12 protein-coding genes and 2 pseudogenes are annotated in these 23840 nt (G+C 41.0%); 4 read left to right on the forward strand and 10 right to left on the reverse strand.

Annotated elements, in window-relative coordinates:
* Positions 1-414: 414 nt before the first annotated feature.
* Entirely contained in the window at positions 415-2106 is a 1692-nt protein-coding gene (locus tag V7K89_RS25435) for a ShlB/FhaC/HecB family hemolysin secretion/activation protein (RefSeq protein WP_335192113.1), read from the reverse strand.
* A gap of 58 nt (positions 2107-2164) precedes the next feature.
* A complete protein-coding gene (locus tag V7K89_RS25440; RefSeq protein WP_335192115.1) occupies positions 2165-6976 on the reverse strand; it encodes a two-partner secretion domain-containing protein in 4812 nt (1603 codons plus the stop codon).
* A gap of 597 nt (positions 6977-7573) precedes the next feature.
* On the opposite strand from V7K89_RS25440, the gene V7K89_RS25445 reads away from it, so the two are divergent.
* Positions 7574-10294, forward strand: coding sequence for a CHAT domain-containing protein (locus tag V7K89_RS25445; RefSeq protein ID WP_335192117.1), 2721 nt, complete (start codon positions 7574-7576; stop codon positions 10292-10294).
* 16 nt (positions 10295-10310) lie between these two features.
* On the opposite strand, the gene V7K89_RS25450 is transcribed toward V7K89_RS25445, so the two are convergent.
* The 4 genes from V7K89_RS25450 to V7K89_RS25465 form a co-directional block, all read right to left on the reverse strand.
* Complete coding sequence (locus tag V7K89_RS25450; RefSeq protein ID WP_335192119.1) at positions 10311-11087, reverse strand: DUF928 domain-containing protein; 777 nt, start codon at positions 11085-11087, stop codon at positions 10311-10313.
* Positions 11088-11377: 290 nt separating this feature from the next.
* Positions 11378-13327: a sensor histidine kinase gene (locus tag V7K89_RS25455; RefSeq protein WP_335192122.1), complete on the reverse strand. Its 1950-nt coding sequence runs from the start codon at positions 13325-13327 to the stop codon at positions 11378-11380.
* 120 nt (positions 13328-13447) lie between these two features.
* Positions 13448-14119 carry a response regulator transcription factor gene (locus V7K89_RS25460; protein WP_335192124.1) on the reverse strand — a complete coding sequence of 224 codons (672 nt, stop codon included), beginning with the start codon at positions 14117-14119 and terminating at the stop codon, positions 13448-13450.
* Between the two features lie 1925 nt (positions 14120-16044).
* Positions 16045-17376, reverse strand: coding sequence for a serpin family protein (locus tag V7K89_RS25465; RefSeq protein ID WP_335192128.1), 1332 nt, complete (start codon positions 17374-17376; stop codon positions 16045-16047).
* A 552-nt stretch (positions 17377-17928) separates the two neighbouring features.
* Here V7K89_RS25465 and V7K89_RS25470 point away from each other — a divergent pair.
* Positions 17929-18072: pseudogene (locus V7K89_RS25470) on the forward strand (IS4 family transposase); the annotation flags it as partial.
* 190 nt (positions 18073-18262) lie between these two features.
* A pseudogene (locus tag V7K89_RS25475) lies at positions 18263-18520 on the forward strand (IS4 family transposase); the annotation flags it as partial.
* Between the two features lie 8 nt (positions 18521-18528).
* Here V7K89_RS25475 and V7K89_RS25480 read toward each other — a convergent pair.
* The gene (locus V7K89_RS25480; protein WP_335192130.1) at positions 18529-20124 is read right to left on the reverse strand and encodes a S8 family serine peptidase; all 1596 of its coding nucleotides are present in this window, start codon (positions 20122-20124) and stop codon (positions 18529-18531) included.
* Between the two features lie 248 nt (positions 20125-20372).
* Here V7K89_RS25480 and rpe point away from each other — a divergent pair, with 248 nt between their 5' ends.
* On the forward strand, positions 20373-21080 hold the full coding sequence (gene rpe, locus V7K89_RS25485; protein WP_292863437.1) for a ribulose-phosphate 3-epimerase: 708 nt from the start codon (positions 20373-20375) through the stop codon (positions 21078-21080).
* Positions 21081-21417: 337 nt separating this feature from the next.
* Here the strand turns inward: rpe and V7K89_RS25490 are convergent, their stop codons facing one another.
* The 3 genes from V7K89_RS25490 to V7K89_RS25500 form a co-directional block, all read right to left on the reverse strand.
* Positions 21418-21600 carry a hypothetical protein gene (locus tag V7K89_RS25490; RefSeq protein ID WP_335192133.1) on the reverse strand — a complete coding sequence of 61 codons (183 nt, stop codon included), beginning with the start codon at positions 21598-21600 and terminating at the stop codon, positions 21418-21420.
* A 453-nt stretch (positions 21601-22053) separates the two neighbouring features.
* Entirely contained in the window at positions 22054-22404 is a 351-nt protein-coding gene (locus V7K89_RS25495) for a HetP family heterocyst commitment protein (RefSeq protein WP_335192135.1), read from the reverse strand.
* A 1141-nt stretch (positions 22405-23545) separates the two neighbouring features.
* On the reverse strand, positions 23546-23668 hold the full coding sequence (locus V7K89_RS25500) for a hypothetical protein (protein WP_335192137.1): 123 nt from the start codon (positions 23666-23668) through the stop codon (positions 23546-23548).
* Positions 23669-23840 lie beyond the last annotated feature (172 nt).

A 23840-nucleotide genomic window follows, 5' to 3' on the forward strand; every position in this document is an offset into this window, starting at 1 on the left:
ATGCTGAAGTATTCAATTCGATTATTACTTCATTACTTGAAGTACGGGAAAATACCCGTGTTAACCTGATTCATCCCGCACTTATGCAACGCCCAGATTCTTATGGGTTTACCGAAGGCAAGCGGAACGGTTCGTGATCAGCTACGCTGCGCCCTACGCCCCAATCCAACGGAGTTGGATTGCCCTGTATCTTCACAGGGGGAGGGTTTTCCCAAAAAAACCCGCCTAGTGTGATACAGGCGATCGCTCACTTAATTCTTCATATAGTTTTTTTGTACTACTCTGACTGCACCTCTACTTACCACTTTGTCAAAATTTAGATGTGTTTGCCCTGTATTTGAACTAAACATCTCCTTAAGAAACTTTTTATTCATCTGTTTTGTCTAAGTCCCGTTAGAAGATGTTTGCAACATTTCAAAAAGGCTGATAGCGGATTGAAAAGTAAAGACCGTTTTCTTGCAACGAGTTGCCCCGATCGCCAACTGAAATTAAGGGAATGCCGTAGTCTAGGTGCAACAATAAATTGGGGATAATCAGCCAGCGCAAACCCAATCCTAAACTGCTAATTGTCGCCGGATCAGGGTCAATTTCTCGATTATTCCAAACAGTACCGATATCAAAAAAAGGCGCTAACTGTAGTACTTTGGCGTCTGATGTCAGGGGAACACGAACCTCCACTGAACCCAGAATGCCATTATCGGCAACGAGTTGGTTTTGTCGGTAGCCTCGAGCTGTATCGACTCCACCGATACTGAAGCGTTCCAAAGATAATAAAGAATCTGGGGTTAGCTGGGCATCAATTCGGGCTACTAGCAGATTTCTGGGTGACAACTGTTGCACCAACTGAAATTGTCCTAACCAGGAAAAGAATTGCCCGTCAGTACCGATGCTGTTGATAGTTGCATCAAACGCATCTATCCCTAGACTGAATTGAGAGCGGGCGGCTAAGACTCTTTTAGTACTGCGATTGACCCAATCTTGAGAAAACCGAATCACCGTAACTTTGGTTTCCCCATCTTCCGAACCTTCTGTGAAGGAATAGGGAATGTTATTGAGTATATATGTTTGACTGCGACGCAGGTCTAAGGATAGCAAGAGTGCAAATTCACTGGTTGGTGTTCTTGTGATTGGCTGACGGAAACCGAGGGAATAGGTTTGAGTCTCGCTTCTGATATCTAAATCCCGAAAATCTTTTTCAATAATCCGGCTATCATCATTGTTATAGCGGAAGCTAAGAGTACCATTGCGAGCATTTATAGGGATGGTATAATTGATATCGTAAAGGTTAAGTCCCTCAGTACGACCATATTTTGCACTGAAGCGATCGCCAAATCCTAAGACGTTATCATGACTGACTTCTATGCTGCTTTGGATGGAACCAATACTGGGAGACTGGTTATTTTCTACGGCGATCGCAGCGTGAAAAGCGGGTGCTTCTTTGAGACTAACTCGTAAGATATTGCTCCCTGGAGTGCTGCCTGCGGCTAACTCGGCATTCACCTGCTCAATGAGCGGATCGAGTTGCAACAGTTGTAAGGCTTCTTCTAGGCGTCGCTGGTTTAAGGGAGTAGACGTGGCACGTTCGAGGCGCGATCGCACATATCCCGATAGCAATCGCCTTAAGCCACCGATTTCAATTTGCTCAAGTTTGCCTTCTACGACTTGAATTTTGACTATACCAGTGCTGAGGTCTTGATTGTTGGGCAAGAAGGCTCCAGAGGTGATGTAGCCGTTTTTAATATAGAGTTGAATAATTGCCGAACGCAGTTCGAGCAACTCTTCAAAGGTGACTGAGCGGTTTTTGTAGGGCTGGGTTAAAGCGGTAATTTCGTCATGCAAAACGGTATTTCCCAGCACTTCCACCTTTTTAATGAAAAAGCGATCGCTCGATGGAGAATTAACTTCAGGTGAATCTGGGGTTGGGGGAGTTTGCAGTTTGAGTTTTGGTGGTAATGTAGGCGTTTCACCAGGGAGAGGACGGGGTGATTCAGAGGGTTTGGGAATCGTTTGCTCAACCGCATCAGGTGCGGTTGGGGGAATGGTGACGCCTGGTGGCAGTGTGGACTGAGCCACTGCACTGAGCGCAAGGCAAGCTGAGGTCGCCATGCAAGAGCTTAAAATGGCAACCCACCTAATGATTAGGTACATACTCAATACTATTGAATTAAGAACATTCTCGACTCAATACGAGTTTCCCATTCGGTAGTCGATATACCCCTTGGGGTTCTACAATGGGGTCACTTTTTTGCCAAGAAGGATTTGGATTGGTCTTTGAGAGTGTGCTGTCACTGGGTAAAGTTTTCACATCTACTGTGGGAAAGCTAGACATTTGAGCATCTCCGGGGCGCTGGGGTAAGCCACCAGTACCTGTAATCCTAAAGGTTCCCTTCGTTGGTTGATTGCGGCGGACAATGCAGCTATTTGCCAGGAGGCTGTCGGTGTTAATCTGATTTTCGGGTAACTCGGTAAGGCTGTTTGGGATAAAGCTGACATCACGGATGGTGATGACTCCACTGACAGCACCAGTGGCATTGATATCGACTTGGTTATTGCGATCAAGAGTATTAAGGACTGTATTACGAGTTGCAAGACGGTAGTTTTCGCCGAAGAAGGCAGGAGTGTCGAGGGTGATATTTCCCCCTTTGCCATCTTGAGCATAAGTCAGGATATCGCTGTCATCGAAAGCGAGGATAGAGTCACCTTTGAGGTAAATGTTACCGCCACCTCCTGCACCTTGGTTAACATTGGTGGTGATATCACTGTCGCCAAATAGGCGAATCTTAGAAGCTGTGATGGTGATACCTCCTCCAGAAGATTTCTCGGAGGAAGTTGCGATCGTGCCATTTCTGGCTGTTAAATTTCCGGTGTTAATCGTGACGTTACCAGATGGAGGCGCACTATTTGACTTGGCAAGCAAACGTACCCCATTGCTCAGGTCTAAAGATTCTGTGGCGTTTATTGTAATGTTGCCACCTACTCCGTTAGGATTAGTAGAGGAAGTGGAAGCGGACACCTGTGTTCCATCCTGAATTGTTAGCTCTTGTGTCTTAATGGTTAGGTTTCCCCCTACTCCAGTACCACTTGTCTCGACTGAGAGTTGACCATTGCCGCTAATTGTGACTGCCTGCGGTGCCTCTATAGATAAGCTCCCCCCTTGACCACTGCCAAAGGTAGAAGCGGAAATTTGAGCATTATCTTGGAGATTTACCCTCAAACTCTGCCCATTATTAGGATGCAAAATTAATGATCCAGCAGGTGCAGCTCCTTCTGTCTGGGCAAATAAGCCACTGTTGTCGCCTTGTAGGTTGACTAGAGAGGAATTCACCTCAATATTGCCACCCCTTGCCGTGCTGGTGGCTTTCTCCGTCGCCGTGGCAGAGATCCGGCCACCGTTAATGCCACTCAAGGTATTGGCATTGAGAGTAATGTCGCCTCCTCTAGAGTTAGTCAGGGTTTGAGCATCTAAAACCCCTCCATCTAGTACGCTGAGGTTGTCCGTTGTAACGTAGATGTCGCCACCCTGACCAATATTGTTACTGGCAGTACCCAACAGGGTATTGCTGCCACCACTCCCTGAGCGTAATCCACTGGGAGTGTGAGAAGTGGGGTTGATGCCAGAGATTCTGACAGCATCATTGGCATTTACCTGAATATTTCCAGCCTTTCCCCGTCCCAAGGTTTGGGTTTGCACAGTTCCTCCTGTTGCGATTGAAAGGGAACGAGTGGAAAGGTCAATATTGCTACTATTGCCAATTGCGCCTCCTGCCACGCCACTTAATATAGAGCCATTGGCAACCGAGATGGAGTCATAAGCCTGCGCCCAGATATTACCAGCATTACCCTCCCCGAATGTCGTAGTAGCAATGGCTGCCCCGTTGTTGATGTTCAGTTGTCCTGTTTCAATTCTCAGATTGCCTGCACTGCCCGTGGAACCAACTGTAGTCTGAGAAAACACGCCGCTAGGAAATTGGGTTCCTGGAGGTGGTATAAGATTACCATAGTCATCCTTGGGAAAATTATTAAGATCGCCATTAGGAATATAACCGCCCAGGTATGTACCGGGTGGAATTGCGGAAAAACCACTTGGACTAGAAAAAATACCTTCGGGAGCATCTGTTGTAGCTCCAGTAAGTTCTACTTTATTGGAGGTACGCAGATTGATATTACCGCCAAGTCCACTGCTATGTGTGGAGGCGGATAATTGTGCGCCCCCACTCAGAGTAATGGCAGGAGCACTGATCAGAATATCTCCCCCCTTGCCAGGGCCAAAGGTATCACTAGTGATGATACCATTGTCATAAGCCAAAGGCGCATAACTGGTGATGGTAATATTTCCTGAACCCAGCTTTCCTGTGGAGTTAATTGAACCACTACCTGGAACTAGCTTGAATGTGTTGGTATCAGGGTTATATTGATATCGAAGAAGCTGGATGGTGTTTGTGGCAAACAGGTTAATCGCGCCCCCTACTCCTGCATTGCCATAATTAGAGTACGAGAAAGAGTACAAATCGCCAGTGGAAATGCTGCCGTTGGTGGCTTCCAAATTAATTGCGCCCCCCACTCCTGCATTGCCATAATTAGAAGAGTACGAGTTAGAGTACAAATTGCCAGTGGAAATGCTGCCGTTGGTGGCTTCCAACTTAATCGCGCCCCCCACTCCTGCATTGCCATAATTAGAGTACGAGTTAGAGTTCAAATAGTCAGTGGAAATGCCGTTGCTGGCTTTTAGGTTAATCGCGCCCCCCTCTTTTGCATTGCCAGAATAAGAGGACGAGAAAGAGCCTAAAAAGCCAGTGGAAATGTTACCGTTGGTGGCTTCCAAATTAATTGCGCCCCCCTCTCCTGCATTGCCATAAGAGGATGAGTTGGAGTACAAATAGCCAGTAGAAATGCTGTTGGTGGCTTCCAACTTAATCGCACCCCCCTCTCCTGCATTGCCATAATTAGAAGATGAGCCAGAGTCCAAATAGCCAGTGGAAATGCTGTCAGTGGCTTCTAAATTAATCGCGCCTCCCACTTCTGCATTGCCAGAATTAGAAGATGATTTAGAGTTCAAATAGCCAGTGGAAATGCCGCCGCCAATGGCTTCCAAATTAATCGTGCCCCCCTCTCCTGCATTGCCAGAATAAGAGGACGAGAAAGAGCCTAAAAAGTCAGTGGAAATGCTACCGTTGGTGGCTTCCAAATTAATCGCACCCCCTTCTCCTGCATTGCCATAAGAGGATGAGTTGGAGTACAAATAGCCAGTGGAAATGCTGCCATTGGTGGCTTCCAAATTAATCCTGCCCCCCTCTTTTGCGTTGCCAGAATTAGAAGACGAGCCAGAGTCTAAATAGCCAGTGGAAATCCTGCCGCCGATAGCTTCTAAATTAATCGCGCCTCCCACTTCTGCATTGCCAGAATTAGAAGACGATTTAGAGTTCAAATAGCCAGTGGAAATGCTGCCGTTGGTGGCTTTTAGATTAATCGCGCCCCCCTCTCCTGCGTTGCCAGAATTAGAAGACGAGAAAGAGCCTAAAAAGCCAGTGGAAATGCTGCCGTTGGTAGCTTCCAAATTAATCGCGCCTCCCACTTCTGCATTGCCAGAATTAGAAGACGAGTTAGAGTACAAATCGCCAGTGGAAATGCTGCCGTCAGTGGCTTTCAGTCGAATCGTGCCTCCATTGGTGGTCATGCTTTGCGTACTCACATTCCTTGATGCCGCCAACAGGTTAACTATTCCCCCAGACCCATTAAACGGCTCTAATGTCACATTTCCACCTATTGTAATTCCCCCAGGCACAGTTTCAGTACTATAGGCAGGTACAGTATCAGAATTGACGCCCCCATAAGCCAGATTACTCTGTCCCGATCGCATAATTAATGCCGAGGTTGTACTCAGGATTGCAGTATCTGGATCGGCAGGCAAAGTGCTAGTATCTGGTCTAGTAATATTGATATTGCTCTGAAATCGAATATTACCCGTTGCTTCCACTAACAGGGATGCTCCTGTGTAGTTAGCCGCTACATCTACATTGCCATTGGCACTGATAATCGGGTCATATAAGCTTACAAAATTTGCCAACCCCCCCGATACACTCTTGATGGAAAAACTGCCACCACTACTAAAGCGAGCATCCCCAGAAATAATCCCATCACTGATTAAACTGAGATTACCCCCACTTGCAAACGGAGTCTGCGTTGGATGATTCAACGCCAAGATGTCGATACCACCATTTCCAACAATCGTGAGATTCCCATCTGAACGAGCAAGAAACGGAGATGTCACACTATCGCGCACTTTTACTGTATCAGTTGCTTGTAACGTTAAATCTCCCCCAGAGAATAGCTGCCCCTGCAAGTCAAGATTGCCAGCCGACAGAGTTAAATGTTTCCCAGTTGATAAATTCCCTTGATTAATAATTGCAGTCGGTTGATTGGCAACCTGACTAAAAAACAGCGCTCCCGGACTGACAGAAAGTAAACTACTCGTTTGGGGTTCTACGGCACTGAAATAGCCACTATCACCCAACTGTATCCGCTTGGCTGTCGTCGCAACAAATGACCCCTTAATATCTAAACTGGCATTTGCACCAAATATAATCCCGTTCGGATTGAGCAAAAACAAATTCGCCCCACCCAAAACCCCTAACCTGCCCAAAATGTTAGAGGCATTGCTGCCCGTGACACGAGTTAAAATGTTTTCAATTCCAATGGGATTGGCAAAATAAGCCCCCCTGCCTTTTCCCACATTAAAGTCTCGAAAACTGTGGAAGAGGTTAGTACCGCGAGTTGCGCCACCATCAATGCGATCGCTAGGAATCCCCTGCATATTGACATTGGGTTTAACAACAGAACCTTCAGCACCCAGTGTCTTGTCAGGCACGATTTGAGCCAAGACATCCTCGCTTCCTCCAATTGAAAGTGCCACCACTAAAGCGATACAACCCCCAATCTTCCACTCCCAACCTCGACCTAAGCAGCTTTTAACAATCATAAGGTGGTTTTCTTAAAATTTTTTTTTGGAAATCTCTACACGCTCATCTCTCAATCACCTCTGTAGATGTATTTTACATATTTACTTATCTTTAACATAGTTGGGTTTTTTCACGCCGACTTACTTAGCCCTCTTTTGTATAAGAAGCGATGGTTACGCCCACCACAGGTATCGCCAGATTTTTTCCTAATAACAAATACAATAACCAAGTTTTATAATAGGATAGCTTGTATTGATTGAGTGATAAAGCTTTTAGAGATTACTAAACTAATATAAGATTTGTATTTCGGGAAAAGGAAACTGAGTGCCGCTTTCCTTTAAGTCAAAAATCAAAATTTATTTGAGCTAATATTGTCAATCACTGGTATACTCTTAACTTCCTTTAAAGCCCCACAGCATTGAGTAATTGGTTGCTTAATTTATACAATAAATCTTCAACTGAAGTTAGGCATTCACCTGTTGTGCTAAGTTAGTGGTAAAACAAAGCAATACTGATTGCACAATTAGGCAGCTGCCATTGCCCAAATATGCAACTTCAGATCAAAATAGAGTTAAAACCTCGGACAAAATCTTCTTTGGAACCTATGGTATCCTTCTATGCCAAGCCGATACCGCCAATTCCGTGTCCGTCGCTTTCTGGTAGTTATCTTCCTTAGCAGCCTCACATTTTGCCTGTGGCTAAATGATGTTACTTTCACTGTTTTGCAGACAAGATGGGGAGAACTAGCAACCGCACAGCCTCCCAATCCAAGCCGACTCGTACAAGAAGGAATTGAACAATATCGCACAGGAGATTTGCAAGAAGCGATCGCATCTTGGCAAACTGCCTTAAGTAGCTATAAAAACACCAACAACCAGGATAACGCAGCAATTGTTCGAGAAAAACTAGCCATAGCTTATCAGCAAGCTGGTCAATTCGAGGAAGCAATCAATTATTGGAAAGAAGCGATCGCTAACTATCGCTCCTTAGGAGAATTTGTGAAGGTGGGATGGTTACTCACCGAACTTGCTCAAACTAACAGCCATTTAGGGCAAAATAGAGAAGCGATCGCGCTTTTATGTGGTATTTCTGAGAATGATGAGGATTGCCTTGAAACTGAAGGAAGTGCTTTACAAATTGCCCGAAAATTTAGTGATCGCCAAGGAGAAGTGGCTGCTTTGGGAAGCTTGGGAGAAGCGTATCGCCTCAAGGGAAAGTATGATAAAGCTATTGAAACTCTAGAGTATAGCTTAAAGATTGTCCAGGAGAATAACCTCTCAGTTTATCTCTCCTCGGTGCTTAATAGTCTCGGTAATACTTACTTTAGTAAAACTCAACTCAATGAACAGCGTGTTGATTCCGCTAAGTTAAGAGGTGCAGAGACTAAGGCTAGTGAATTCATCAAAGAAGCTACTTCTGATTATAAAAAAGCTTTAGGCTATTTTAACAACAGTCTCGAACTGACCCGCACTCAAAATAATGTATCGAGTCAAATGCGGACACTTCTTAATTTGATTCAACTTTATTACCGTCCAAAAGATTTAAAGTTAGCTGACAATACTAATCAGGCAGAGCAAGTATTGCAAGAAGCTTTAGCTCTATTTGAAAGATTCCCCAATTCTTCCAATAAAGTTTATGCAGCAATTGATTTAGCCGAACTCCAACAAATTATTTCTTCTAGAAATTCTACTTCCTTTCAAGCTCAGTGTCTGCCGCGAAAAGTAAAGGATTCACAAGCTGAAGAACTTCTTAAAAAAGCTGTTTTGATTGCTCAAAGTATTAAAGATTCTCGCTCCGAATCATTTGCTTTAGGTAAACTAGGTCATCTCTACGAGTGCCACAAGGACTACAATAAAGCCTTAGATTTTACCAAACAGGCACGCTTGGCAGCTGACCAAAAGCTGCGTGCTAAAGATAGTCTTTATTTGTGGGAGTGGCAGGCGGGACGAATTTTTAAGGCACAGGCGAAAGAATCCGAAGCAATTGCTGCTTACGAACGGGCGATCGCAATCTTAGAAGGTGAGGGAGGTATCCGAGATAATTTATTAATTGTTGAGCGAGACTTGCAATTTAGTTTTCGGGATACCATTAGTCCTCTCTACCGAGAGTTTGCTCGGTTAAAGTTAAAGCGTGCTGAATCATTACCCATTGCAAGTCTAGAGTACCAAAAAGAACTGGATTCTGCACTCAACACCATTGATTCTTTGAAACTAGCAGAATTGCAAAATTACTTCGGCAATGATTGTGTTTTTACCGTTTTTGATCAAGAACGAGTTGATGACTTAGAGAGAGAAGACACTGCCATTTTTAGTTCTATCATCCTAGAAGACCGCACGGCAATTGTGGTGAGTCTACCCAATCTGGAAAAGAAGGAAAAGGTCAAACCAAATTCTCAAAGAAGATTGAAGAAGCTGGCATGGATAAACGATAGTAAAAAATTTCAAGAAGAAATTAAAAATTTCCGTCTAGAAATACAGGAATTTTATGATCCTACTGACGCTTTTTTAACACCAGCACAAAATCTATATAACTGGATTATTCGCCCTTTCGCTGACGATTTAGAGCGAGCAAAAATTAAAACTATCATTTTTATCCAAGACGGATTCTTACGCAATATACCGATGGCTGCACTCCATAATGGTCAGGAATTTCTAGTTGAGAAATACGCCATTGCTACGACTCCCGGTCTACACTTGACATTCCCTAAACCCCAAAATTTTCAAGGTTTGTGGATGTTAGCTTTGGGGTTAACCGAAGCAGCTACTGTTGATGGTGAAAAATTTAAGCCTTTGGAAAATGTCGCTAATGAAATTAATCAAGTCACAAAACTATTTCCCGGTAGCAAGAAACTTTTGAATAAACAATTTACTGATGAAGGCTTAAAGAAAGAACTTAAACAAGCAATTTACCCGATTATTCATATTTCCACTCACGGACAGTTTGGCACTATTCCAGAAGATAGCTTTTTAGTTACGGGTAATAATAAGAAGATTACAATTACTCAGCTAGAGAATGACATCCGCCGCTTTAAACGAGGTTCGGAGCCAATGGAGTTGCTTGTGCTCACAGCTTGTCAAACTGGTGTAGGAGATGACCGTGCTACGCTGGGTATAGCTGGCATCACGGTGCAAGCAGGCGTTAAAAGCGCTTTGGCTTCCCTTTGGTACGTTGACGATGCTTTTACAGAAGAACTAGTCGTTAAGTTTTACAATAACTTGCGATCGCAAATGAGCAAAGCAGAAGCCTTGAAAGAAGCGCAAAAAACACTGATTAATCAGAACAAGAAAATTCACCCCGCCCAATGGGCACCTTTTATCCTCATCGGTAACTGGCTTTAGGGCAGGGTAAGCGTAATTAGCGTGCGCTCTCTGCAATCTGCTTCAAGTTATCAATCCGTTTCTCGATCACTTCTCGTTCTTTTGGTGGCAATTCTGATATGATTTTTGGTGCTTCCCACTTAGCCAAATCCTTTAACAGAGTTGAACCTACTTCTCCCAGTTTCGACGCTTGGGCCAGTTTGAGTGCTTCATCTAGTGCGTTGTACCATAAACCTGCCTCAGCATAGATATTAGCTTTCTCAACACTACTTACTGCTCTGTTCAATTTACTTTGCACAGCTGCTGGCATTTTTACAACCTCAATACTTGCCTCGTCTACTAAATCACCCGATGGATTATCTAAGTCACAATGAATGACAACCTGCAATAAATATTCTTTTCCCGGTTGCAGCCCTAGTTGGTTCTCCGAAAACGGGTATGACTTCATAATCCCCGGTAAACTCTGCAATGATATATTGCGAACTTCTTTGGGTTTACCGCTTGGAATCCACTCGTAAATCATCAATTTCATTGGCTTAGAAGCGGAGTCACCAGAGACAAACCAAGCGAACATAGGATGTGGAGATACCGTGCGTCCAACATAATTGCCAGAGGCAAGAACCGTTAGCGGTATATCTCCTCCAGAACACCCTCTGGTCGTTCCTCCATCCGATCTGCGGTCTTTGGGAACAGGTTTCTGATCACCGGGTGTATAACTCGCAAGAACTGCCGAAGTCATAATCAGCACTAAACTCAGGGTAAAACTGATGACTAGTTTGATGCGTTTATTTAGGAACCACTGAATTGGAATCATATAATTTTGGTTAAGCAAACATCAATTTAATTAACAGGACTTAAACAAAAATTATGCCTAAATTAAGCCCAAACTGATTTTAAGTAAGTTGGGGAAAAAAAATACAACTATATTAAGAAAGATAAATTAATATATCCAAACAAGAACGCGTAAGTGATATATACTAATAAAAGATATATACTGATTAACACATTAGATTTGCTAATCATTGTCGTCACTACTGTCGCAGATGTAAGCGAACAAGCAGGGGCTAAAAAAGTATTATTCTAGAAGCCCTTTTTGATGGAGCTTCACATGAAATTGGTATTACGTTTTATACGGGCAAAAATCCAGCTTTTACTGGTAATAGGCCAAGTTAACTCACACAAAGTTCCTTTCTCTTTAAGAGATTTTCGCTGAAACTTTCCTCTTAATTTTCTCGCTATATTTAGACACTGCTTCGTTCCTTGCCCTTGATAATACGAGTGAATGCCAGTCCCATTATCTTTAATGCTTAGGGTGTACCAGCCTTCGTTTTGTTTGCCAGTAGCACAGAGACGGGTCACTCCTTTGGCATGTTTCCCGACATTACATAGTGCTTCTTCCAGATATTGGCAAAGTTCTCGCTTTTGCTCAATGCTCAAGTATTTCTCCTCAATCGGAGCGAACGAATAAGCCTTAACTTTGAGTGTTTTAAAGCAGGGAAAGTTTCGCTGGAGTGTATGGCTGTAGGTTTCATATAAAAGGTCGTGAATTGGCAACTTTAAGTCTAAGATTAGACCACTGCCGAGACGGAAACTTTCTTTTCGGTTTAGGGCTTCTAGTTTCAAATATTCGCCAACTTCTCGAATTTCGTAGTTCAGATTTTGCAAGTATTCGAGTAATTGATTTTGTTCTAAATCTTGGTCTTGAACATGCCTCAAAATTTTGGCTAGTGTTTGCAGGGGCCCGTTATGGATTACAACAAATGTCCCCTCAATGGTGTGTTGGCGGATCTCAATCTGAGACCTCAAAAATCGGTCGTATTGATAAAAAGTACTCAATACTGTACCATTGATAACCAAAACTAATAAAGCTGGCGCTACTGGAATCCACCATCCCTTGACGATGAAGATATAACCAATCCCAATTAAACCAAGGCTGGCAAGAGCAACATACACAAGGTTTTTCAATGGAGATTGAGTCAGCCGACCGAGATAAATGGCTAAAACGCCCCAACCGACAATCCAAAGATATTCCCAACCCTGTAACCAGGTTTTCAAAACGGGTCGTCCGTCGAGAACTGCACTGACAATTTGGCTAACCACATAGGCATGAAATTCTACCCCATAAATTTTCCCGGGCGGTTGCAAATTAGCGATCGCAGAGGTATTAATGGAGTCTTTAATACTAGGAGTAGTTACCCCAATCAGAACGATGCGTCCAGCGAAGGTATCGCGCAGCACATTGGGATTATCTTTCCCTGCTTCAATATCGTTAATTTCTTTAAGAGATAGCGTGCGAAATCGTTCCCAACAGTTGCGATAACAGTTGCGATAATTCAGAAGTAGCTGAACTCCAAACTCATCAGTTCGCACGTAGCCCCCAGAATTGGGCAAAAAGCGAGGGAGTTCAGTGGAACCAAACCGCATCGCATAGCGATCGCGAATGCCCTCGTTCAATTCAATGCCTTCAACCTTGAGATATGTTTCTGCCAACCGTAAAGGCAGGGAAAATGCATATTTTTTTTCGTCTTCAGGTCTCTTCGCTCCAAGTATTGCACGCCTAACTTTGCCGTCATCATCAGAAAAAATATCTACAAAACCGATTTGTTCTGAGGGTAAGTTAGGGGGTGGCTTAATGGCAACGGGTATGACTTTTTCAACCGCAATCAGATTTTTGATGTCTTTAAAGGCTGCAACTAGTTCGGCATGACCAGGTTCAACGGGTATATCTCTAACAATATCAAGACCAATCACTCTGGGCTGGTACTTCTGCAATGTTCTCAGCAGTTTGGCAATCTCGCGATCGGGTATGGGGTAATTCCTTATACGTTGGATATCCTCGTCATCAATTCCGACAATCACAACTCGTTCGTCGATAGGTTCGGGAGGGCGCAAGCGGAGAAAGGAGTCAAGAGTTAGCCATTCTATCAATTGCAGTGACCCATTCAGGCGAAGGAGGATAATCAGTCCCAAAACAGCAATTCCTGGCAGTGCTGCTACAAACCAGATGGTAATTCGTTGTTTAAATTTGTTCCAAATACCTGATATAGGAATCATACTTGAATCTTGCTAAGTATACTGAGAAACAAACTTTGTATGGCAAACTTCTAACCAATTTGGTTTTTCAGGAATCAAATATGAGTCCTATAACAATAGTTTCTTGCTTAACAAATTTAGTCAATCAATAAACCCCTCTTCTCTAGCTCGTTTCTCCGTTTGAATGCGGAGACTTTTGCCATCTTCCGGGTAAACGCCTAAAACGTCTTGAACTTTAGCCCAGTAGTGGCGTACCGTTCTCGGTGCTACTTGCATCCGTTCGGCAATAACTTTATCTTCCAATCCTTCTTCAAAGGCTAGATTGAGTACCTCAAGCCACTCTAGCTTGACTTCTTTTGATGGCATTTTAAGGTCTTTAGTATGTGTAACTCCTTTGAGTGCCAAGTCAATCCGGTTCAACATCTCTTGGCTGGAAAGTCCTTTGTCCGCTACAGTGAACCCTCCTTCATGAGCATCGATGTCCTGTTTAATCCGCACCAGTGCTTTGACATAACTGCTTTGCACAACCAAATTGAGGGTAAGATTGTTTTTCATTAACGTTCCCAAGCTTTTAATGCCTCGATTGATTTCAGCAATGTCCCCGGAGGTTTCTGGCAGGGAAAGATCCATAATAACTAAGTCGGGCTGAAATGCTTCGACCTGCTGGAGAGCATTCTCGGTTGTTTTGGCGGTGAGGATTTTGGCTTGTGGGTAGTTCGATTTCAGCAAGTCGAGCGTTCCGCTCAGAATTAGTTCGTGGTCATCCACCACAAGTATTTTGAGCATCTCTTGTTCTGGTAAATCTTGACTCATCGTTGAAACCTCGAAGTTGACAACTTTACTGCACCTTCATGGCATCGGGTCGTGATGGAGGAAAAGAGAAAGGGGAAGGAAAAAAAGCTCGAATAACTGAAATTTTGCACTAAGCTTCTCAACCATTAGGGATTTAACCCCTTTCGTTACAGGCTATCCATTAGTCGCATCTTTCTTAACATTTGAAAGCCTTGTAATCTGAGGCTTGAAAGCCTCAGTTCACAAACTGTAACAATACTTCTTGATATGCTTACTGAGAATTGCATATTCAAAAATTCAAGCATAGTAAGGATTGGAGCGATTGCTCACAAAAGTATTGAGAAATATCTGAGTAATGCATAGCCTTGCAGGAGAGAGATTAAATCCTTTGTTCTGTGAAGAAAAGGTTTTGTCCTCTGCCCTGCCCCCGCATCGGAGAGATAGGAGCTAGGAAGGGCGCTGGGGGTTATGTTTCCAAATTTGCTAACCTTATCCTTCAATTCCTGGCGGATGAAGGGATAGCTACAATATATAAGTTTAAGTTTTTTATTCAGTTTAATGATAATACAAATCGTCGATTTAAACCATAAAATCCTCAGGGCTGAATGTACGAAGAAAAGCTGTAACCTATGTTCTATAAATATTACAGACACTCATGCTATCAAGCCCTGGACTGGTCATCCCATAGGTGAGAGGTTAGAGTGATTACACTTTTGTCAAGAGGGTGCGAGAACCGCTATAAATCCCTACCAATCGGTATTAATCATTAATTTTGGTTTAACTTTAGATTCATACAAGGAAAAATTCTTTAGAAGAAAGAGATGACTTTGGAGATACTGCAACAGTCCAAGATTTGTCTGAACCAGTTGAAGATGCCCAAAATATTGATGACAGCAGCAAGACATTTGTTTTTTAATCGCTACTTACTAAAACACTGTGTCATTTTTTCTCATGAACCGATAAATTATTTTCTAGTTCTGCAATCATAGTCATTTATAATTATGATTTTTTATTTAAAGGATGTAATTGCTGTTAAGTACGTCTTGCTGAAAATCTAGAATAGAAGCTAAAGTAATATTTATTCATTACCTTTGTTTGAGCTTTATTTGTGAATTATCGTTTGCATTAAAAGGATTTTATAAAACTATGCCAATTAAAAAACATATTAATCTTAATCAAGGATGTTTCCTTAATCCCGCAAATAAACAGATAGTTGTCAATTTAGCCAGTGAAGATATTTTAAATTTAATCACGCAATAATTAAAAAGTCGCTACTCTCCAGAAACTCAAAAAAATATACTTGAGGAGAGTTCAAAGTTATTACCTAATTTTGTATTTCAAGAATTATTACAACGCCAACAGCAGGTAGTAGATATTAACCCAGATAGTTTAATTATCGTTAGCTGTCAAATAGCAGAGGCAGAAGTCGATGATTTAAGATTTGATTTAAATGTCGAAGTACATTTTGTAGTTGGAGATACAAAAGGTCAAAACCATTTTTGGGCTAATCAAATAGTCCTTTGGTCGAATATATGGAGTGATGAAGAACAGCCTTTTGATTTAGAAGATGAACTAGGTGAACAATTTTGGACAAGTTATCAAATTCAGTTGCTTTTTGATGAAAAAGAGCAGCAAACAATTGAACTGGAACTATCACAGATAGATGATTATGCCGCGAGGTTAGAATATTCCCCATCACTAAAAAGATTTTCACCATCCATAGTTCCCTTTACGGATAATAACTTCTAAAAATTATTATCTGTACATATAGTGAATGCAAATTAATCATTTACAGCAGAATTCGGGAATAAAACACGCTTTATACCTGGGTAACAGACTTAGCTTGTGTACCCCACAAAATTGAAATCTGCTGTATATTCACTGAGGATTTTATTTTTTAGAAATTCCCGATTAAAAAGATTAAGTCTTTAATCCTTTTTGCCTCCTCACTGTGGTTCGATAATTGAACCCATAAACAAAACGTTTCCCGTCTGATTATCTCTAATGGCACAGAAGAAGGGACGATTGACAATCATTCGGAATGGTTCTGGTTCTTGTCTCAAAGATGTTGCTACTATTCCCACTGAAGTAGCAGCAGCCGCTTCGGTGCCTTCTTCATTCACTTCAACAAAAGTTTTATGCTTAACTTGGCTAATGGCAAAATTTTTACCCATGCCAGAAAAATTGGCTTTGTTGCTGAAAGCCTCTCCCATACCTAAAGTTTTTAAAGCATCATTGAGTGTAATATCGTAATCTGTTTTAAAGCGGGGTAGGCGAATAAATCCTTTTTGATTGTTGAACTGAGTCATCCATTTTTCCCAGTTTTCAATATTCAAGTTTTGATAAAACGCTTTAAGGTTAGAATTCTTTTTGGGTAAGAATATATAAAAACTTATCTTACCATCTTTCCCATAAGGTAAACTAACTGCTTGAAAATTTTCGCTTTCATAGTATCTATAATTACCCTCCTGTGACATCATTTGGTGTTGTTTTTGCCTGCTAGATGTGATGTAAAAAGGGTATGAAACAGTTTGTTTCTTGTCAAACTCGTTACTCCAATTACCTTTAAAGTATATGGCATTAATCAGAAATAACACCTGATCTGGTTCAATTTTTTCAACTATTTTAGTGATTTTATCGTTAGTATTTTCTTTTACCCAGTTATTGATAATACTAGATGCAGCGGCATCTTTAAAGTTTAAATTGCTGACTTTGGCTTGGTAGAAGTCCTGGGTTCTATTGAGAAAGTCTGGCGCAAAGCTAACATCTTGATTTGCCCAAAGAGAGTTAGCAATTTTTAATTGCACTTTCGTATCCGAATTGTCTAAAAGCTGTTTTAATACCGCTGCGTAAGAAGAGTTGATTTCTGGTAGATTCATTCCCTGTAATTCCAGGGTTTTTGCCATTGCTTGTTGAGTCGAGCCGCTAGCGCCGTTGTAAGTCATAGCAAGAGCGATCGCAACACTCGAAGGTGAGATAAAAATATTCTTCTCACCCTGATCGTCTTTCAAAACTTCTGAAAATAGTTTAAAGCCAAACTTATTGCTAGACTCAACGATTTTTGTATCAGTTTTGGCTGTTTTTTTTTGCAATGGAGTTTCTGGCTGAGGTAAACTAGATTGGGCAAGGGCACTTTTATTACTGTCGACTTGAGAACACCCTAATACACTGAATAGAACAACACTTGCAGCAGCCAGCGCATAACGTCTGCCCAGGCTAACACCGTAACGTCTTTGCAGGAAATTTTCTTTCGCATCACTAAATTTCTGCCGATTCATTCTGCTACCTCACTTGCCAAAGATTCCCGTTCTGTGCTCAGATTTGACGCAGATACTGTGTCAATGATTAACTATTGCATTTGCTCCAATAGAAAAATGGGACTGTTACAGTTTCTGTAACAGTTTTGTAAAAAGCAGTTTTAGTTACACTAGTACTCAACGGCGGAAATAAAATTATCATCTGAAATAGACAAAAAGCTTAGTATATAAGCCTCATCTATTTGAAAAGCTGGAGTTTTTAAGGAGAATATATTATTCGGTTGTGGCTTAAGTTATGAGCTTTACTTTCATTATAAAAAAACTACAATTTTCCAGGTAGACACGGTTTAAGTATTTTTTATTTTTATTTTTGATTTTTGCTTTATTGGAAGCAATACGAAAAAGTGAGAGCAAACTAAAAAAGGCTATCACTAATGGGTTTGGGATAGTTACTGATAGCAACTATAGCAATCCTAAATCATTTGTGAGAGAGTAAAAGGCTGAAAAGCATATAAATACGTACTTTTAATCTCCGTATTTTCTCACGATTCAATTCGGATTGCTATATCATGGCTATTAATGTTTCAAGCTGCGACCACTGCTGGGGTTCCACCATTACGCCTGAGCTTTACAGGGACATTAAGAGTCATTCGTCCTGCTATTCCTAAATTCCAACGCTTAGAGTCAGAAGAGTTCCCCCTTTTTTCGATTGGTTGACTATGGAGATTTTGGATACGTTATTACCCGAACGAGTTCACCGTAATAATCCTAAGGTTGTGAAAAAACCTGTATCAAAGTTTTGTTTGTTCTAAAAGACTAAAGCACAGAGGTACTGGACAACGAGTCGAAGCTCCCAAATTTCACATTACTGATCAGCTTTTTAGCCTTACTGAATCGTATTGGTACTAAAGTTGCTCAACAGTCTCTATCAGAAAGATTTTTAGTTTCCCCTTCTGAATTATTTGAGCGAGTCTTTAAAGATTTACTACCTCAGTTACAATTTAATTGGCAACAAAGACTCAGGCGACAATTGCCAGATAGTGTTAAGTTTGCACTCTGTAATTTTGAATAAATCTGGATAGCCGATGGGTCTACATTAGAGTCTTTGTTCCACAAGCTAAAAAGCCTAAAAGACTTGAAAGCAGGACAGTTAAAAGGTAAGATTTATATAATTTAATTAATAGGTACACTCCACCAAGCTAAACTGTAGGGTTGAGTCGCTTCATTGAGCTTTTGACGAAACTGGACACGGATTTTGTAATTGCCAGTAGCAGTAACGGGGCAGAAAATATGTTCTACATTATCAATTTGGCTGATTGAGGAGCAAACAGAACCAGCATCAGAATTTTGAGCATCAGCTTTTACCAAGTAGAGATCAAGATTATTCAAACCGCGATCGCGAAAATTTTCGCCTACGTCATATTGCTGGTTTTTATTTTTATCGTTGAGTTCTACCAATCGATCCCAACTCAGGGTGACAGCAACAAAACTTGCCTGCTTTAACGGTTTTGCTAATATATAGTCAACAGATGCTCCAACATCAACTGTGCGATAATCCCAACCAATAGCCGGCACTGCAGCTGATGCTTGCCATTGACCAGCACTAAATTGCTGATAAGCGCGAAATACATTCAAATGACCCGCTCCCATTTGGGCATCCAAAGGAATCTTTGGATCTTTGTAAGCATCAGAATCTAGCCAGTTTTGATTTTGCTTATCAATTAGCGTCCGAGTCATTCCCAACCGTAAGCCATCGCCGCTATCTAGAAGTTTGTCTGCTGAATTGAGCAATACAGCTTTCATCACTTGATGACGCCGAGAGTCAATGCTCCAGTGGGGTTGTTTTGTCCGCATCTGTCGGTCTGCAAGTTCCTGCAACAGAGCAACAGTAGCTGTAACTTGAGGTGCTGCAAAACTTGTACCTGTAACCTTGTTCAATTTGCCATCTGGATTGAGCAAAGGAATATTATTACCAGGAGCAACTAAACTGATAGCGCGACGCCCATCAAGGTCAAATTCCCTTCCAGCTAGTCTTCCATTCACCCCTTGGTTAACACCCGCCAGATTAGCCACGTCTACTTTGTTAAAAACTCCCCCTCGGCGGGATGAAAAAGCCACGTTTATTCCGTTAAAATTGTCTGTAGGAATAGGAATACCGCCTTTGCCCTGGTTGCCAGCGATCGCATACAAAACATCATGAGCGCGACTAGACCAGTCAACACACAAAGTTAGTAAAGCATTGCCGTCTAAAGTAGCTTCCGGTCGAGGATCGCGGCTCAGAGGTTCGCCAAAGCTAAAGTTAATCGCACGGACATCGCCACCATTTTGTAGTGCTATATGCTGTGCCGATAAGCACTCTTCTGGTTGACCCATGTTTTTAGTGGAACCCACAGCCGATGAATACAATCGCGCTCCTGGAGCAACTCCTGGCAAGGCTTTGTCTTGACTTACCATCACACCAGCAACATTGTAGGCGTGGGGGTCAACACCAGTATTAGACTTAGCTGGGCCATTGCGTAAGAAAACTGCCGCTAAAGATATGGCACGATTTTTAGACACTGTCTTATCCCATCCAAACATTCCCGGTCGGCCAATTTCCACTTGACCAATAGCAATCTTACGGCCGATTAAATTATAAGGAGGTTTGTGTAGCTTTAGAGCATCAATGCCATTAGTTCCTAGTGCAGATTCTAAAGCTGAAGCAATTACCGGTACACTTAGACAAGAAGCAGTTAATCCCCAAAATATCCAGGTTAATTTTTTAGTCATTAGTTATTAGTTATTAGTCATTAGTCATTAGTCATTAGGCATTGGGCATTGGGCATGGTGAAGAGGACAAGGAGATAAGGAGAATTGGGTACAAGGGAAAAGACTTGTTGCAAGTTCTAAACTTTTGTCTCATTGTCTCCCCTACCTCCCCAGTTCTCATCCCCAAAAAACCGGGATCAAAATTATGAGTCTTGCTCAATGTTTTGTTACAATGCGTACAGACGAGGACGCTTAAAAATCCACTAGCCATGACCCAAAACCTATCTCAAAAGCCCATTGTAATTGCTCCATCTATCCTATCAGCCGATTTTAGTCGTCTGGGTGATGAAATTCGCGCCATAGACGCGGCTGGAGCAGATTGGATTCATGTTGATGTAATGGATGGTCGTTTTGTACCTAATATTACGATAGGCCCTCTGATTGTGGAGGCGATTCGTCCGATTACGACCAAGCCACTTGATGTCCACTTGATGATTGTGGAGCCAGAAAAATATGTAGAGGATTTTGCTAAGGCGGGTGCAGATCATATCACCGTACACTGCGAACATAATGCTTCTCCACACCTGCACCGCACCTTGGGGCAAATTAAAGAGCTTGGTAAGAAAGCTGGAGTTGTACTTAATCCTGGTAGCCCTCTAGAACTAATTGAATACGTTTTAGATTTGTGCGATTTAGTACTAATTATGAGCGTCAACCCTGGTTTTGGTGGTCAAAGCTTTATCCCTGGTGTGTTACCCAAAATCCGCAAGCTGCGCCAAATGTGTGATGAACGCGGTCTTGACCCTTGGATTGAAGTAGATGGGGGACTGAAGGCAAATAATACCTGGCAAGTTTTGGAAGCGGGAGCCAATGCGATCGTCGCCGGTTCAGCTGTATTTAACGCTAAAGATTATGCTGAGGCTATTACAGCAATTCGCAACAGCAAGAGTCCTACTCCAGAATTAGCTAAGGTTTAATTCATTTCTGAATTAACCATTAAACAAGAAATGTAGCAGTGCTACGTCTCTACAAGACTTCTAGATTAATTTCACCAGATGTCTATTCTCCACAAAAAATAAGGTGGGCAAATTGCCCGCCTTATTTATTTTTATATACAGATAAAAAACTGGAAGCTTTTCAAGTTTTGAACTTCCAGTAGTTGTTATATAAATTGAAAGTTTAGAAACCACAGATAATCCAGGTTGGGAGGACTAGGATTACAATAGTCGAAAGAGAAGTGTATGAGCTACTAGTTATAACAGCCACAACAACAATTTCACCGTAACTTTTCTATTTCCGTTTCTGAAGTTGATGTTAAGCGTTTGCTTTATTAACTAAAGCAACACCAACCAGAAGATAGAAAGTTTTATAAGCATTACTTGCACCGTCTGCAGTCAGTGAAAGCTGTGTAAAATTTGGATTGGGGGAATCCACCTCCCCAAATTCTTTTTGCTCAGACTTTCTTAGAAAAAGAACCACCAGTAGCAACGGTTGCATCTTGGTCTTGGTCTAAGAGTTATTTACTCCATGAAATGCTGATTACTTTTGTAATCAGTTTGATTTATTTCATCATCAGAACTAATCGTTGATTTTATTTTTTAAATTAACTTGCCTGCCAAATCACCTCTATTTTGGTTTAAGTTGTAGTTGTTATTAGTTTACCAATATCATTAGTATATATTTGCCATTTTGGCAGATTTTTGCAAAATACTATCAAATTACTGAGTGCTATACAAAACCTGCCATGCTATAAATTTTAAATTAGCATCGCAGGCTTTCAGATAATCAATCAACTTTAGAGGAGAATCTATTGATTCCAAATACTTTTTAATTGAATCCACAGGATTTCAAGGAAACGTCTTGAATATTTTCTGGTTTGAATAGCGATTTGCTTGATTGATGTTCGTTTATTTGCTGTGTCAATCTTTGGTCTAAACTCCCACCAAGGATTTATGCTTTTTGCTTTCTAACTACTTCTAGATAAGCCAGGTCTTTAATTTTGCTTAAGCAGCTTGATGACACATTATTATCAGACCGGGAATCATGAGCATGTTTAAGCATTTTTAGATTTTCACTTTGCTGTTGTTTTGTCCTATCTGCTTGAGAGTTCTCTTTGAGCAATCGATTGTAGGTGCGATATGGAATGTAATGGAGAGGATTATAACCACCAAATCGTAGCATTAAAACACATGCCCAGGAATACTTTCCAGCAAGAATTGCTTCAACTACTTTGTCAAATTGTTGAGCTTTTACTGTCTTATCTAAGTTACTACTAATACCAGCAATGTCTTGATTCATCATAGTGTTTAGTTATTTTGGGTGAAGTAAACTATTTTCTTCTCTGCGATTGTTGATATTTGAATTGAGGTGTACAGACTGCACTAGCCTTTTTGCAAATCTTGAATTGCTTATGGCAAATTATCAGCAATGTAGCGGTATTTGATGTTTACAAGGTATAAGAAACCATAAGTAAATAAATTTTGTTGGTTCACATGCTTATATTTCTTACTACTGTTGAATTAAGCAATTTCCGGGAAGTTTGCATATTTTTTTAGACTAATAGAGAAAATATATTTATCTTTGAGCATTAACAACATCATTCGCATTTATACTCTTTTTTGTCGTTAGCGTCATCTACTAATCTAGTATATTTATAGGTCAAATTTACTGAATATATTCCGATATTTACTTATGTATTGTGCAGCTTTTAGTTTTGTCCTCCTTTATAATTCTTGAGGGGTGTTACCCCTCACCCGATATCATTTTAAAACCTTTATTATTGTCGAGTAACTAGAAAACAATACCATTAAATAAAATGTAAAACAACTTGTAAAAATATTAGGTTATAGAGAATAAAACTTTTTGCCGCAATAGTATTGAACCTATTTTCCCATAAGTTCGATTAGATAATAATACCTATTAGACTTGTTTTGAGTGGTTTACAAAAACTACAGCTTTAGCATATCTAACTAAATAGAATCGCTATCAACCGCCCGTAAATATTTCATAATGATCAGCCAGGAATCATAAAATATATTAGTTGAAAAATAAAATTACTGGTTAATGATAATATAGATAGTTATAACGAGCCTTAGCTGAGTCAAGAAAAAGAGCTGCAAATGGATAACTTTGCTCAAAAAATGTAGCAAGCTAAGTCTGTACAATATTATAAAATTTAAAAATAGATAGAAAGCTAATTAATACAGAATATTATTAAGTTAATTCAGCAAAAATTTCTATATGTATGAATATCTAACAAATTTATAAAATTGAGATTACAAATGTAGTAGTAATTGGGCGAAATGGTTGTACAAGATCAAAAATCAATATGCGATCGCCTTTATCTCTCAAGACAATTACACAATGAATTACTTGACAATGAGCTATTTAAGGGTTATAGTATGAGTCCACCTTACTTAGATTAGTCCTCACTGATACCGCTTCACATCCTGCAAGTTTGGGCTGCTTCTAACAAAGTCTGGTGAAATGCACCTGTAAGATTTACTGGCGTTAAGTTACGCAAGCTGTAGGGGTTTAAGCGTATGCCCCAGTGTTGGCTAATCATTGCTAAACACGCAGCCCCATAATCTGATGAACTTTGCTGTTGAGTAAAGGAATAGGCACGTCATAACCTAGCTTTTGATTGTGAACGTAGTCTGGGAACTATCAGCAATATTTATAGCTAAAGCTAGTAATATCTGCATTTTTTAAAACATTAGTCTTAAATTCTCAATGCT

This window comes from Nostoc sp., assembly GCF_036917515.1.
Classification (GTDB): Bacteria; Cyanobacteriota; Cyanobacteriia; order Cyanobacteriales; family Nostocaceae; genus Nostoc.

Bases quoted from the DNA above. Each gene is read 5' to 3' on its own strand.
- V7K89_RS25435 (WP_335192113.1), bottom strand. From the start codon at position 2,106: ATGGCGACCTCAGCTTGCCTTGCGCTCAGTGCAGTGGCTCAGTCCACA.
- V7K89_RS25440 (WP_335192115.1), bottom strand. From the start codon at position 6,976: ATGATTGTTAAAAGCTGCTTAGGTCGAGGTTGGGAGTGGAAGATTGGG.
- V7K89_RS25445 (WP_335192117.1), top strand. From the start codon at position 7,574: ATGCCAAGCCGATACCGCCAATTCCGTGTCCGTCGCTTTCTGGTAGTT.
- V7K89_RS25450 (WP_335192119.1), bottom strand. From the start codon at position 11,087: ATGATTCCAATTCAGTGGTTCCTAAATAAACGCATCAAACTAGTCATC.
- V7K89_RS25455 (WP_335192122.1), bottom strand. From the start codon at position 13,327: ATGATTCCTATATCAGGTATTTGGAACAAATTTAAACAACGAATTACC.
- V7K89_RS25460 (WP_335192124.1), bottom strand. From the start codon at position 14,119: ATGAGTCAAGATTTACCAGAACAAGAGATGCTCAAAATACTTGTGGTG.
- V7K89_RS25465 (WP_335192128.1), bottom strand. From the start codon at position 17,376: ATGAATCGGCAGAAATTTAGTGATGCGAAAGAAAATTTCCTGCAAAGA.
- V7K89_RS25480 (WP_335192130.1), bottom strand. From the start codon at position 20,124: ATGACTAAAAAATTAACCTGGATATTTTGGGGATTAACTGCTTCTTGT.
- rpe (WP_292863437.1), top strand. From the start codon at position 20,373: ATGACCCAAAACCTATCTCAAAAGCCCATTGTAATTGCTCCATCTATC.
- V7K89_RS25490 (WP_335192133.1), bottom strand. From the start codon at position 21,600: ATGCAACCGTTGCTACTGGTGGTTCTTTTTCTAAGAAAGTCTGAGCAA.
- V7K89_RS25495 (WP_335192135.1), bottom strand. From the start codon at position 22,404: ATGATGAATCAAGACATTGCTGGTATTAGTAGTAACTTAGATAAGACA.
- V7K89_RS25500 (WP_335192137.1), bottom strand. From the start codon at position 23,668: ATGATTAGCCAACACTGGGGCATACGCTTAAACCCCTACAGCTTGCGT.